Origin of the sequence: Paraburkholderia sp. BR10937 (assembly GCF_040965695.1) — a bacterium.
Taxonomy (GTDB): domain Bacteria; phylum Pseudomonadota; class Gammaproteobacteria; order Burkholderiales; family Burkholderiaceae; genus Paraburkholderia.
Window position 1 is genome coordinate 1 of sequence record NZ_JBFRCL010000033.1, and the last position, 13,394, is coordinate 13,394.

Here is a 13,394-nt window from a genome sequence, read left to right on the forward strand (position 1 = left end):
CCTACCTGGCCGCCGCGCTCGCGCAGCGCACGGCGCACCTGCTCGAGGCCGCGCGGCGCCTCGCCGAGCGAGGCCTCGAGATCGCGCAGACGGAAACGGACCGCCACACCCTGAGCTGTTGCAAGGGCGAACTGCTGCGCGACCTCGGCGACATCGCGGGATCGATCGCGACCTGGCGCGCGGCGCTTGCGGCCGCCCCCGACGACGCCAGTCTGTGCCGCTGCCAGCTCGGGCTCGCCGAAGGCCTGCGGGTGAGCGAAGGCCTCGACGAAGCGCTGGATCTGCTCGAGGCTGCGCAACGGCTCGCGGAACGCGACGACCGGGTGGCCGAGCTTGCGAGCCTTCACTATCTGCGCGGCAACATCTACTTTCCGCTCGGCAAGATCGATGCCTGCAGCACCGAGCACGAGCGCGGGCTCGAATACGCTCGGCGCCTCGGCCTGCCCGAGGCCGAGGCCCGGGCGCTCGGTGGCCTTGCCGATGCCGCCTACGCGCAAGGGCGGATGCGGACCGCGTTCCGCAACTTCAGCGATTGCGTGGCGTTGAGCCGCGAGCACGGGTGCGGCCGGATCGAAGTCGCCAATCTGTCGATGCAGGGCTTCAGCCGCATTTACCTGAACGAGCCGCGGCAGGCACGCGAAGACGCCGTTGCCGCCGTGCGCGCCGCCGCGCTGATCGGCCAGCCGCGCGCGCAACTGCTGGGCGAGACGCTCGGCGTGTTCGCCTGCTACGAGCTAGGCGATATGCCGGCGACGCAGGTCCATCTGGAGCAGGAAAGGCGCGTGATCCGGCAATTGGGCGCGCGCCGGTTCGAAGCGCAGAACGTGGAAATGCAGGGACGTGTCTGGCTCGCCGACGGGCACCGCAGCGAAGCCATCGAAGCGCTGCGCGAGGCGCTGGCGATCGCGCGCGAAGTGGGCACGCAGTTTTCCGCGCCGAAGAATCTGAGCGCCCTCGCCCGCGCGGTCGACGAGAATGACGAGCGCACGCGCCTGCTGGCAGAAGGCGCGGACCTGCTGCGCCTCGGCGCGGTCGGCCACAACCATCTCTGGTTCTACCGCGACGCGATCGAAGCGATGCTGTCGGCCCGCGATCCGGCCGGCGTGCTGCGCTACGCGAGCGCACTGGAGGACTACACGCGGCACGAACCGCTCCCCTGGGCCGAGCTGTTCGCGGCACGCGGACGCGCGCTTGCGCGCGCCCTGCAGGCCCCCGCGGACGAAGCCGCGCGAGGCGAACTCACGCGCGTGCGAACCGTGCTGCTGCAGGCAGGCTTCCAGCAGTACCTCGCCGCCGTCGATGCCGCGCTTGCCGCTTGAGGCACACGCCTGACCGAACACGTTTCGCTCAAGGCGTTCCTTCCTGGTCCTGCTTGCGGAACGCCGCCTCGCCGGCGTCCGATACCTCGACCCACTTCTTGTCCGGCGGCGCGTCTGCGCTGTAGTTGTCGTGCCAGTTCCACCACTTGTAGGTTGGGGTCTGGGGATAGCCCTCGGGCGAGTCCTCCCAGACCTCCTGACGACCCAGCGGCGTAATGTCGAGGTAGTTCCAGGTGCCGCCCATCTGTTCGTCGCCGCGGTTGTTGATGAAGTACGTGCGCACTACGCGCTCGCCGTCGCGGTAGAACACGTTCGTGCCGTGCCACTCGTCCACGCCGAAGTCGGCGTCGAAGCTGTCGGTGATGGTGAACCACGGGATCTCCCAGCCCATGCGCGCCTTCAGTCGCGCGATGTCGGCCTGAGGCGCGCGTGAGACGAAGACGAGCGTGGTGTCGCGGGCGTTCAGGTGCGCGACGTGGGCGACCTGGTCGGCCACCATGGAGCAGCCCCGGCAGGCATGATCGGGCCAGCCAAACACGCCCGGTTCGAAGAACGCGCGGTAGACGATCAGCTGACGCCGGCCCTCGAACAGATCGAGCAGGCTGAGCTTGCCCGCGGGCCCTTCGAATACATACGCCTTCTCCACCGCCATCCAGGGCATGCGGCGGCGCTCGGCGGCCAGGGCGTCCCGAGCCCGGGTCGCCGCCTTTTCTTTCACGAGCAACTGCTGGCGCGCCTCTTCCCACGCCTGCGATGAGACGATCGGTGGTGTGTGCATGGCGGGCTGTCCGCCTTTCCTTCCGGTTTCGGTTGCTGAACTCATGGCTTTTGCGACCTCCTGAATTGGGGCAAATTCCAGCGGCGCGATTGCGTCCGCTACGCGTCGCTCGTTGGGTGACGTGAGTAGTTTGCTACCGGGAATCGGAGGTTGGGAGTAACAAGTGTGGCGGTATTTCGAGGGAGTGCTGAGTGGAGTCGCGGGGCTGGGCCTACCTTGCTGGCTCGCCACCTTCGCTAATCCGCTTCCGCGTCGCATACGTCCTGCGCTCGCGGCTCCTGGAATCGATGTCTGATTCCCGCGATTGGCGCTTCAAGCCGGCCGTCTCTCTCCGAGCGCGTGCCACGACGGCGCGTGACCAATGCGCTGCAGAAAGACTTCGAGATCTCGCCTCGACAACGCCATCGTCGCGGTGCTATCGAGTGGATGAAACAGAAAGACCTGTTCGTGCCCAAGGTCACTATCGATCACGAGGCGAACATGATGAGCGCGGTCGTTGACCAGAGCCAGCGGGCTCAACGACCCAGGCCTGACCCCGAGCAGATCGAAAAGGCGGTCGGCCGAGGCGAACGAAAGACGCTTGCTGTTCAGCGTCTTCGCAACCGCGGACAGATCCAGCGATTTATGCGCAGTCGTCACCACGAGGTATAAGCCGCCCTGCTTGTCCTGCAGCAGAAGATTCTTGCAGCGTGCGCCGTCAAGCGACAGCTCGAGCGCCCCGGATTCCGCCATGTTGAGTACCTGCTCGTGGAACTCACATTCAAACGGCACGTCCTGCTGCTCGAGCAGTGCCAGCAATTCGTCCCTTTCTATCATTTCCCGTTCAATCCAGAGTGTTGCGCATGTCGGCCGCCGCCTCGCGCGGCCGGCCAGCAGCCGATTACCTCGGCTCAAAAACCGGGTACGAGGCCTTATCGATCAGCGACAGGGTGTCGTCGCGCGACAGCAGACCCGACTCCTCGAGAATCTGCACCAGTGGCCGACCTTCCGCAACCGACTGGCGCGCCAGTTTGCTGACTCGGGCATATCCAAGCTTTGGCACGAGCGCCGTGGCCACAGCCATCGAGTCCATCAGATGTCGCTCGTTGCATGCAACGTCGGCGGTGATGCCGGCCACACACTTCTGCGTGAACTTCTCAATGCCGTTGGTCAGCAGCATGATGCTGTCGAACACACGGGAGGCCACCACGGGCTCGAAGTGATTGATTTCCAGTTCGCCATACTGGACCGCCTGAGCCACCGCGACGTCATTGCCGATAACGGCAAAACTCAACTGGATCATGGCCATCGGCAAAACAGGATTCACCTTGCCCGGCATGATCGAGGAGCCGGCCTGCGCCTCCGGCAAGCGCAGTTCCCCAATTCCGCCCACGGGGCCGGAGGAGAGAACGGTCAGGTCCGATGCAATTTTTGCAATGGATGCCGCACTGGTGCGAAGTTCGCCCGAAACGCGCGAGAACACGTCCATGTTCTGCATCGCGTCGAACGAGTTTGCCGGCGCGACATAGTCAACGCCTACGATTTCCGAGAGGTGTTGATAGACAGCGGATCGATACCCAGCCGGCGCACCAAAGCCCGTACCGATTGCCGTACCACCTAGCGGCAGCGTTCGCAGCTTGTCGCGCACTGCCACCAGTTCTTCCGCGAGACGTCTCGTAAGCGACGCATAACCGCCGAAAAGCTGGCCGAGACGCATCGGCTGCGCATCCTGCAGACACGTACGGCCGAGATGAAGGACGTCGGCAAACTCGATCGTCTTGCGATCGAACTGCTCAGCCAGTTTCTCGACTTCCGCAACGAGCGGTCCGAGCATCGCGTACGTCGCAATCTTCAGCGCGGCCGGATACACGTCGTTCGTGGACTGCGAGCGGTTGACATGGTCGTTCGGATGGATCACGTCGTACGAGCCCGGCGCGTGACCCAAAAGCTGTTGCGCCCGATTGGCGATCACCTCGTTGAAGTTCATGTTCGTCGACGTGCCACCCGAGCCCTCGAGCAGATCGACGATCAGTGAGTCACGAAACTTGCCTTCGATGATTTCCTGACACGCACGGCTGATTGCATCGCATTGTTCCGGCGTGATGACATCGGTGTCCCGGTTCGCGAGTGCGGCCGCCCATTTGCACTGCGCGAAAGCCACCGCGAAAGCCGGGTAGTGAGCAACGCTGAGAGGAGAAACCGTCAGATTGTCGACGCCCCTTACCGAGTTGACGCCATACAATTTCTCGACCGGAATTTCGACTTCACCAACGTAATCGCGTTCGATACGCGTTTCAGCTTTGGCTTGACTGTTCATTTGAGTTCCTGTTTCCAACCTCAATCAGTTGTTCAATTTCCTGGCCGAGAGCCTTTTTCACTCGCGGCAGGAACGATGTTTCGATCACTTCGGATGCCGTATCGCATGCATCTTCGAAAAAGGCGCTGTATTCGTCGCGCCGCGCGACCAGATACAGCGACCGTTCGAGGCCCAGTCTGTCGACGACGTGGCGAGTCACCCCATCAGCGTAAGCCGCCCCCTGAAGCAGACACATCGGCGAGGTCACGGCCCAGCCGATGCCTTCGGCCACCATCGAAGTCAGCGCGTCGGCGTTGTCGAGTTCGAGCCTGGTCGGCGTGCGCACCTCGATGCGACGCAGATAGCGCTCGATCTGCATGCCGACCTGTGATTTCCGGTTAAAGCGCACGATGGGCAATGCGTCGGCCAGGGCCCGGATGTCCTCCACGGTGCGGACCGACTTGCGGAAATCCCGCGGCGTGATGACGAGGTACTTCTCGGACAGGAGCCGGAACCGCACGACGTCATTGGCGTCGATCAGCGCGTCGCTCGTGACGATGAGGTCCAGATCGCGCCGCAGCAGCGCCTCGCCCTGCTGCGGGCTCAACCCCGTACGGATAGACAGCTGCGATACCTTCTCCAGCAGGCGCTTCGTAAAAGCCGAGCCGCAGGTGGCCGCGAACGAGTCGACAAAGCCGATGCGAAGATCGGGCTTGATGCCTCGCCCCGCTTCGACGACTTGCGCCTTCAGATTGGCGATCTCCTCGCTGAGTACCGCTCCGCGGTTCCTCAATGCGATGCCGTATGGCGTCAACGCGAGCGGACGGGTCGTGCGATTGACCAGCACGACCCCCAGTTCGTCTTCCAGCTGGCGCACGATCTGCGAGACACCCGATTGGGAAATGCCCATGCGAGCAGCCGCCCCGGACATGCTGCCCTCCTCCGCCACGGCGACGAAGACCTGCACCGCATACATATCAATTGGCTTGTTGAGCGACACGATGGACTCTCCCACAGTTGCGTTCAGCAGACATTGCCATGAGTGCGCCAACGGGGGAGCGTCGGACGCCTGGGCTTCAGTGGCGATGTCCCGCTGTGTGCAGGCTCACGTTCTGGGCGCCGTCCACCGCCGGCTCATTGCCGCCCTGACCAGAACCCATATCCGAAAGACTCTCCTTGCCGGTTTCCGGTGCGAACAAATGACAGAACACGCCACCGAACACCAATACGGCCACGCACACACCGAGCGCAGCGTGAATGCCAACCTGTTGCACGGCCACGGGCAGGAGAAACGTGCTGATCGCGGAACCGAACCGGCTGGAGGCAACGGCCAGCCCGACGCCTGAGGCGCGCAAGTGGGTCGGGAAAAGCTCGGGCGGATAGACGAACTCGAGGTTCGCCGCCGCCGAGAGAATGCAGGCGAAAATGCCAAACGAGACAATCGTGCCGAGCGGACCGAACCCGGCGTAGGCGAGCACCGCGAGTCCGATAGCCGCGAGATAGAAGCTGCCAATCAGGAACGCGCGGCGCGAGAGCCTGTCAACGATCAGCAGTCCAAAGATTGCTCCGGCGAAGAGCAGCACGTTATAAACGAGTCCACCGACAAAGCCGTCCTTGACCTGCAAGGCTTGCAGTACCTTCGGCGAGAAGGTACCGAGCGCAAAGTATGGAATGACCTGGCACGTGTAGAACACGCAGCCGACCAGGGTGTTCTTTCTCCAGCGGGCCGAGAACAGTTCTGACCAGGCACCACGACGTCGCTGGGTCTCGGTTGCCGGTGCAGGCAGAATGGTTTCCGGACCGAACTTTGCGCGGATGATATTCAGCGCCTCGTCCTTCCGGCCGCGCTTCATCAGCCACATGGGCGACTCGGGTACGCCGAGACGGAACGGCAGGATCAGCAGTGCCGGCAATCCACTGGCGGCCAGCATGATCCGCCATGCGTCGGGACCGATGTCGCGAATGGCAAAACCCGCGAGGTACGCGCAGACGTAACCCGCCGCCCAGGCCGCCGCGAGCACACTCAGGAGACGGCCACGATAGCGGCGTGGCGAAAACTCCGTGACGAGCGATTTGCTCACGACATAGTCGGCGCCGAGAATGAGGCCAAGCAGCACGCGCAACACCAGCAGCTGGGTCGGCGACGTCACAAAGAATTGCGCTGCAGAAATCGCCGCAAAGAGCAGCATGTCGAAGGCGAAAATGGTGCGCCGGCCATATCTGTCTGCCACGGGCCCGGCGAACATGCTGCCAAAAAACAGGCCGGCAAGGGACGCCGCACCGAGTGCTCCCATCCAGAGCGCGTTCAGGTGCAGCGCCCCTGCAGCCATGCTCACCGCGATGCCGATGATGCCCAGCACGAAACCGTCGCTGAACTGTCCGCCTGTACCGCTGAACGCCACGCGCAAGTGGAAACCGCGCAGCGGAACGTCCTCCATCAATATCTGCTTGCTCACTTTCGTCTCCTGGACTCTGGTTATCAGCGGGGCGCCTGCCTGCGCCTTCTGAAACCAGTGTAGGGACTCAGATTCAAGAAAACAGCATATCCGATGTCAGTATCAATAACTCTAATACTATGTCACGCGGAGGCTGAAGTAGAGCACCTCGACGTACGCCAACCGGCCGAGTCTCCTGGAACGGCACGCGGCGCGGCGGTGCTTTGGCAGCACCGTCGCGCCTGAACGAATGATCTTCACCGGTCCTCAGCCGGCGAAGCGATTCAAAACTCGTGAAGCATTGCCTGGATGCTCGACGGATCTTTGGTCGCCGTAAGCGCAAGCATCAGGAGAATGCGGGCCTTCTGGGGGTTCAGATCGTCACCGAGAAGACCCACATAGGCGGGATCTTCCGGTATGAATCCGCCTCCTGTACGGGAAGAGCGGACCACGATCACCCCCTGGGCGATCGCCTTCCTGATTGACGGAAGGGTGAGAAGCGACTCGCTGCCTGCTCCAACGCCGGCGACGACAATGCCCTTTGCTCCGTGCGCGACCGCGGCGTCGTACATGTAGCCGCCGTCGTTCTGATAGCCGTAGACGATATCGACTTCCGGCAAAGCATCGAGCTTCGATACGTCAAATGGCGTAGCCGTGGTATTGCGTTTCAGCACGGACGTCTCGAAGTGAGGAACCTCGTCCACCAGCGTGCCCAGGTAACCCGCGTCGTTTCCCTTGAACGTATCCGGCGTCGTGCCGTTGGTCTTCGTGGTGTAGCGAGCCGAGCCGATCCGGTCGTTCAGCACGATCATGACGCCGTGACCACGCGCCTCCGGCGAGGCGGCAACCGTGACTGCCTGCAGGAGATTGCCCGGACCGTCGGCGCTGATGGCCGTCGACGGCCGCATCGATCCCGTGACCACCACGGGCTTGTCGCTCTTGACAACGAGATCTAGAAAATAGGCGGTTTCCTCAAGGGTATCGGTGCCGTGGGTCACCACGACACCCGCGATATCCGGTTGAGCAAGCAGCTGATTCACGCGCTTCGCCAGTTTCAGGAGGATATCGTTGGTGATGTTCTCACTTCCGACATTCGAAATCTGTTCACCGGACACCTGGGCAATCTTGCCCAGTGACGGGACCGATTTGAGAAGCGCGTCAGCCGTCAGCACGCCCGGCTTGTAGCCCGTCGTCTGCGTTTCACTCCCCGCGGTACCTGCGATCGTGCCGCCGGTTGCCAGCACCGCTACGTGGGGCAGTTTATCGGGGGATGTGGATTGCGCCATGGCCGGCGCCACTGAGAACAGGCAGAGCGCAAGACCGGCTAACAGCCGGCCTAAGTAGTCGCTCATATGAGCGTGGTTGTGTCTCACGGGATGTCTCCAGACTGGAAGTGTGGAACTCTCGATAGCCATCAAAATTGGCGTATCGCTGAAGACGAGTGTAGTGACACATTCAGGAAATCAAATCAGGCACGGGGCTCCATTAAAGAAACTGATAGTGCGGAGTACGGAAGATGAAGATGTGATCCGCTTAGCGGGTTACCATCATTGGAAGGTCAAGCGTCTCCACTGCGGCAAACGCTTCGCGGCCCCTTTTTTGGGGCAAGCGCGCACTCAAACATCATTCGACTCTACTGGCCGGCTCGAGGCGATGGCGGCGAGCTTTCGATGGACCAGTTTGGCTACCTGCCGTTGGATGTTTAGCGATGTCCGCGTGTTTAGCGGTGCAGCCAGGCAGCCCAATCGGAATCGGCACATCTGCCCAAGGCGGCCAGGCGGACTATCATGATAGGGAGCTGTATTCATCAGCGCAGGAGTCCATCATGACGTCGAACCCATCCAGGGAGCCGACCGGCAACCCCCTCAACCCCGCGCAAACGTCCGTCCACAAGACGCGCCAGCCCGATCCAAAGGGCCTGAAAAACCCGGCCCCTGACGACCTTCCTGACGCCGACGCGGCAGAGCCCGAGCCTCACGAGCATCTCCCATCCAGAAGCGACGATAACTGATTCAACATCGCAGGTACCGACACAGGTCGACGTGTGCTCCGTTGGAACGGAGCACGAGGCCTGGTCTGAACTCAGAAGCTGTGCCGGATGGCGGCACGCACTACGAGCTGGCGCGAAGTCGAGGAAAGATCCTGCGCACCGGGCACGTATGCCTGGTCGAGCGACGAGCCGGTCCTGTCACCCGCAACCAGCTGGAAGGCGCCTTGCAGATAGACGTCCGTGCGCTTCGAGAGGTTGTAGTCGGCCATCAGGCCCACCGAGTGGATCGAAGGCTGCACGCTACCGGTCGTCGCATCGTAGTGCATGATCGTGTAAACGTAGTCCGCTCCGACGAAGAAGGCCGGCGTGAACTGGTACTTGCCGTTGACCTCGAAATTCTGGTACCTGAGCGACGTCACGTGGCCGCCGGCGAGCCGTCCGGTCGCCGGCTGGATCGTCTCGTCGCCGGTGAGATACCCAACGTTGGCCACGGGCTGGCCGATGTACGTATTGGAGTACGCGAAGCCGACCGTTGCCGATCCAGCCGTGTAGTTCACACCCGCACCGAATATCTGCAACCGCGACGAAGCGAAATTGCCGTCCGCGCCGTTCGTGCTGCTCGCGCCCGAGATCGCGCCGCCCGAGGTCAGCGCGGGGTTGCTGGCGTTCAGGTACGCGGCGGCGATGAGCCATCCGCCCACCGTGTATTGCGCGCCCACGCTCACCGCGCGGTTGTTCGCAAAGTTCGTATCGTTGCTGAAGCTGTACGTGCCGCCAAACGAGAAGCCGCCGTACGTCGGGCTCGCGTACTTGATCGTGTTGTTGAGCCGGAAGGTATTGTCGGTATTGTCGTTGTCGAGCGGGTGCGAAAGCAGGTAGCCGCCCCAGTTGCCGTTCGCCGTGGTCTGTGCAAGATAGTCGACCACGGAATCGTATTGGCGCCCGAGCGTCAGCGTGCCGTAACGCTCATTGGCGAGGCCGACGAACGCCTGCCGCCCGAACGCGCGGCCGCCTTGTGCAAGCGCTCCGTTACTCGCGTTGAAGCCGCTTTCGATCTGAAAGATCGCGCTGTTGCCTCCGCCCAGGTCTTCGGTGCCCTTGAGTCCCCAACGGCTGCCCTGCGCATAGCCGCTCGTCATTTCGTACACGGCGTGGCCGCCCACGTTGTTCGTGTAGTCAATACCCTCGTCGATTACACCGTAAAGGGTTACGCTGCTTTGCGCGAACGCAGGCGCCGCCGCACCGCACAGCGCCATGACGCAAAAGATCTTCCTCTTCATCAGGTTTCCGTTTTTTTGTAAGGCATGCTAAATATGTCAACGAAGGCGTGCCCCTTTTCCCTTCGCTGTGGCGGGCCGCATGCCTTGCGCCCACCACGCCGGCTACCCGGTCTGGTCCGCGTTATTTCGCGCCGTAAATGTCGAAGTCGAAATACTTCTTGTTGATGCGCGCGTAGGTGCCATTCGCGAGAATCTCGGCGAGCGCTGCGTTGAACGCGTCACGCAACGCAGTGTCCTGCTTGCGCAGACCGAGGCCGTCGCCCTGACCGAAGAACTTCGGATCGTCGATGGCGTTTCCGGCGAAGGTGAAGTCCTTGCCCTCGGGTCGCTTCAGAAAGCCGTCGCTCGCCGCAATGGAGGCCTGAAACGCCGCATCGAGGCGGCCCGACGTCAGGTCCGCGTATACCTGATCCTGGTTCTGGTAAGCGACGATCTCCACGCCGGCGGCTTGCCATTTCGCGCGTGCGTAGTCCTCCTGGCTCGTGCCCTGCTCGACACCCACGCGCTTACCCTTGAGCGAGGCCGCATCGGGCAGCAGCGGCGAGCCGCGCCGGACGACGAGCCGCGCAGGCGCATTCGAGATCTTGTTGGTGAAGGCGATCTGCTCCATGCGCTTGGGCGTGATGGTCATCGACGACGAAATGACGTCGAACTTGCGCGCGATCAGGCCCGGGATCATGCCGTCGAAGCTGGTTTCCACCCATACGCAATGCGCATTCAGTTGCGCGCACAACGCATTGGCGAGATCGACGCCGAAGCCCGTGAGCGTGCCGTCCGGCGCCTTGTATTCGAGCGGCGGATAGGTGGGGTCGACCGCCAGCCTGATTTGCCGCCCCTTGAGATCCGCCGCGTGTACGGAGCCAGCCGTTGCAGCCGCCGCGAGCGCCAGTGAAAGCGCCATCGTCCATTTCTTCATTTGCCTGTCTCCTTGCTGTCGTTTCAGTTGTTTCGGGGGTTACTGCAGAATCTGCTCCGCGAGCTTGATCCAGTAGCTCGCGCCAATCGCGAGGCTCGCGTCGTTGAAGTCGTAGCCGGGATTGTGCAGCGAGCAATGCTGCGTGCCGTCCCCATTGCCGATCGAGAGGTAGCTGCCCGGGCAACGCTCCAGCATGTATGCGAAGTCCTCGCTCGCCATGAGCGGACGCAGCCCGTCAATCAGCATCTGCGCACCGCCCCACTCGAGCGCGACGCGACGGGCCAGTTCGGTCTCGTCCTCGTGGTTGACGAGCACCGGGTAGCAATGGCGGTAGTCGATTTCCACGCGCGCGCCATAGCTTGCGGCCTGCCCTTCGGCAACTTCGGTTATGCGCCGCTCCAGCAGCGTGCGCACCCGCGCCGAAAGTGCGCGCACGCTCAGGTGCAGCTCGGCATGAGGCGCGATGACGTTCGAGGCGCTACCCGCGTGCAGCGCGCCGACGCTGACCACGGCCTGCTCATGCGGCGCCACGTTGCGCGCCACCACGCTTTGCAGCGCCATGACGATCGACGCACCGACCACGACCGGGTCGATCGTCTGCTGAGGCGCGGCCGCGTGGCCGCCGCGGCCGATCACGCGAATCGTCACCTCATCGGCGGAGGCCATGAACGCACCGCCGTGAAACCCGATCGTTCCCGCCGGAAAGCCCGGCATGTTGTGCATCGCGAACACGGCGTCGCAGGGAAAGCGCTCGAACAGGCCGTCTTCGATCATCCTGAGCGCGCCGCCCAGGCCCTCTTCGGCCGGTTGAAAAATCAGGTGCAGCGTGCCACGCCATTGCGGTTTTTGCGCAAGACATCGAGCGGCCGCCAGCAGCATCGCGGTGTGGCCGTCGTGGCCGCACGCGTGCATGACACCATCGTTGCGGCTGGCATAGGGAAGGCCCGTCGCCTCGTGAATCGGAAGCGCGTCCATGTCGGCGCGCAGCCCGAGGTTAGCCCCACGCCCGCGCTCCATCGTCCCGACCACGCCCGTGCCGCCCACGCCGCGCGACACACGATAGCCCCACGCGTCGAGCTTCGCGGCGACGAGCGCGCTCGTCGCGTGCTCTTCGAAGCCCAGTTCGGGTTGCGCGTGCAGTTCATGGCGCAACGCGATCATTTCGGCTTCTATCGCCGCCACTTCCGGCAAAACCCACTGTCTGCTCAATTCGCCTCCTTCGCCCCTGTGCGCATCGTGGAGCGAATCGTATGCAGCGCAAATTGCTGGGTACAGCCGGCGTTTTGTTATGATGACGACCTTCTGTTGTCACCCTGCGCCAGTCGGGCGTTTCTGCGCAAATGAAACTGCATCAACTGGAAGCGCTCGTCGCCAGCGCGGACGCCGGCAGCATCCGCGGCGCGGCCCGTGCGCTCGGGCTTTCCCAGGCCGCCGTCACGCGTGCCCTGCGCGAACTGGAGGCGAGCGAGCGTCTTCCGCTGCTGATCCGCGCGCCCGAAGGCATCACGTTCACCGAGCATGGCAAGGTGCTCCTCACGCACGCGCGCCTCGTGCTCAACCAGCTCGAACACGCGCACAGCGATCTGGAGCGCTTGAGAGGGCGCATGGAAGGCAGCCTCATGGTGGGCGTCACGCCGTGGGTTACGCTGACCTTTCTTGCCGAAGCCGTGCAACGCTTTCGCAAGCGCATGCCCGAGATCCGCCTGGAGCTGATCGAAGGACTGATGGCAGTCGCGCAGCCGCTGCTGCGCGAAGGCAGCATGGACTTTGCCGTCGGCCAGTTACAGCCCGGCGCGAGCGCGCAGGAGTTCGCATGCGAGCCGCTGCTGGCCTACGAGTCGACGGTGATGGTGCGCGAAGGCCATCGCAAGGCGCGGGCGCGCTCAATCCACGAATTGCTGGACGAGGACTGGGTGCTCAATTTCGCACCGGACGGTCAGCGGGATCTCATCGACTATCTTTTCACGCGCCATGGCGCGCAGATAGACGAACGCCGCATTGTCCGCGCGCAGTCGGTAGCGACGTTGCAGACCATGGTCGAGCAGGCAGACATGTGCACGTGGAGCCCGACGATCCTGAGCCATGTGCCGCCGTTCGGCGGCCGCCTGCGGCCGCTTGCATTGCGTGAGGCGTTCGAGCCCCGACAACTGGCCATCGTCACACGGCGCAACAGCACGCTGAGCCGCGCGGCCGCCGCCTTCATCGACTGCCTGCTGCAGGTCATACGCCGACATGCGCGCTCGGCGAAAAAAGAAGACCTCGCCTTGTTCGAGACGTTGGAGCTGTTGATCTAGTCCATGAGACTGCTCGTCAGCGAGCGATCGGTCCGCACTGCGAACGGCCATTGTGATCTCGCGAGATTATCTGTGCGTGCGTCTGGCTATTGATTCTCCGTGCGCCA

Annotated in this window: 11 protein-coding genes and 1 pseudogene; 3 read left to right on the top strand and 9 right to left on the bottom strand. The window is 63.1% G+C overall.

The window, feature by feature from the left end; genetic code table 11:
• Nucleotides 1-1,319: pseudogene (locus tag AB4Y44_RS25235) on the top strand (adenylate/guanylate cyclase domain-containing protein); the annotation flags it as partial.
• A 28-nt stretch (nucleotides 1,320-1,347) separates the two neighbouring features.
• On the opposite strand, the gene AB4Y44_RS25240 reads toward AB4Y44_RS25235, so the two are convergent.
• The 6 genes from AB4Y44_RS25240 to AB4Y44_RS25265 all read right to left on the bottom strand — a co-directional run bounded on the left by AB4Y44_RS25240 (nucleotide 1,348) and on the right by AB4Y44_RS25265 (nucleotide 8,159).
• Nucleotides 1,348-2,142, bottom strand: coding sequence for a DUF899 domain-containing protein (locus AB4Y44_RS25240; protein WP_342918794.1), 795 nt, complete (start codon nucleotides 2,140-2,142; stop codon nucleotides 1,348-1,350).
• A gap of 267 nt (nucleotides 2,143-2,409) precedes the next feature.
• On the bottom strand, nucleotides 2,410-2,895 hold the full coding sequence (locus AB4Y44_RS25245) for a prolyl-tRNA synthetase associated domain-containing protein (protein ID WP_368701175.1): 486 nt from the start codon (nucleotides 2,893-2,895) through the stop codon (nucleotides 2,410-2,412).
• 82 nt (nucleotides 2,896-2,977) lie between these two features.
• Nucleotides 2,978-4,393: an aspartate ammonia-lyase gene (locus tag AB4Y44_RS25250; RefSeq protein WP_368701176.1), complete on the bottom strand. Its 1,416-nt coding sequence runs from the start codon at nucleotides 4,391-4,393 to the stop codon at nucleotides 2,978-2,980.
• Complete coding sequence (locus AB4Y44_RS25255) at nucleotides 4,371-5,372, bottom strand: LysR family transcriptional regulator (RefSeq protein ID WP_342918791.1); 1,002 nt, start codon at nucleotides 5,370-5,372, stop codon at nucleotides 4,371-4,373. Before AB4Y44_RS25255 ends, AB4Y44_RS25250 begins: the two co-directional genes overlap by 23 nt.
• Nucleotides 5,373-5,448: 76 nt before the next feature.
• Complete coding sequence (locus AB4Y44_RS25260; RefSeq protein ID WP_342918790.1) at nucleotides 5,449-6,828, bottom strand: MFS transporter; 1,380 nt, start codon at nucleotides 6,826-6,828, stop codon at nucleotides 5,449-5,451.
• Nucleotides 6,829-7,091: 263 nt separating this feature from the next.
• Nucleotides 7,092-8,159: an asparaginase gene (locus AB4Y44_RS25265; protein WP_368701177.1), complete on the bottom strand. Its 1,068-nt coding sequence runs from the start codon at nucleotides 8,157-8,159 to the stop codon at nucleotides 7,092-7,094.
• A gap of 473 nt (nucleotides 8,160-8,632) precedes the next feature.
• Between AB4Y44_RS25265 and AB4Y44_RS25270 the strand changes: the two genes are divergently transcribed.
• Nucleotides 8,633-8,818 (top strand): hypothetical protein, encoded by a 186-nt coding sequence (locus AB4Y44_RS25270; RefSeq protein ID WP_368701178.1) that lies wholly within the window; start codon nucleotides 8,633-8,635, stop codon nucleotides 8,816-8,818.
• Nucleotides 8,819-8,889: 71 nt separating this feature from the next.
• Here AB4Y44_RS25270 and AB4Y44_RS25275 read toward each other — a convergent pair whose 3' ends face one another.
• The 3 genes from AB4Y44_RS25275 to AB4Y44_RS25285 all read right to left on the bottom strand — a co-directional run bounded on the left by AB4Y44_RS25275 (nucleotide 8,890) and on the right by AB4Y44_RS25285 (nucleotide 12,202).
• The gene (locus AB4Y44_RS25275; protein ID WP_368701179.1) at nucleotides 8,890-10,077 is read right to left on the bottom strand and encodes a porin; all 1,188 of its coding nucleotides are present in this window, start codon (nucleotides 10,075-10,077) and stop codon (nucleotides 8,890-8,892) included.
• Nucleotides 10,078-10,198: 121 nt separating this feature from the next.
• Entirely contained in the window at nucleotides 10,199-10,993 is a 795-nt protein-coding gene (locus tag AB4Y44_RS25280) for an ABC transporter substrate-binding protein (RefSeq protein ID WP_342918787.1), read from the bottom strand.
• Nucleotides 10,994-11,032: 39 nt separating this feature from the next.
• The gene (locus tag AB4Y44_RS25285; RefSeq protein ID WP_368701180.1) at nucleotides 11,033-12,202 is read right to left on the bottom strand and encodes a M20 aminoacylase family protein; all 1,170 of its coding nucleotides are present in this window, start codon (nucleotides 12,200-12,202) and stop codon (nucleotides 11,033-11,035) included.
• 131 nt (nucleotides 12,203-12,333) lie between these two features.
• Between AB4Y44_RS25285 and AB4Y44_RS25290 the strand changes: the two genes are divergently transcribed.
• On the top strand, nucleotides 12,334-13,287 hold the full coding sequence (locus tag AB4Y44_RS25290; protein WP_368701181.1) for a LysR substrate-binding domain-containing protein: 954 nt from the start codon (nucleotides 12,334-12,336) through the stop codon (nucleotides 13,285-13,287).
• Nucleotides 13,288-13,394 lie beyond the last annotated feature (107 nt).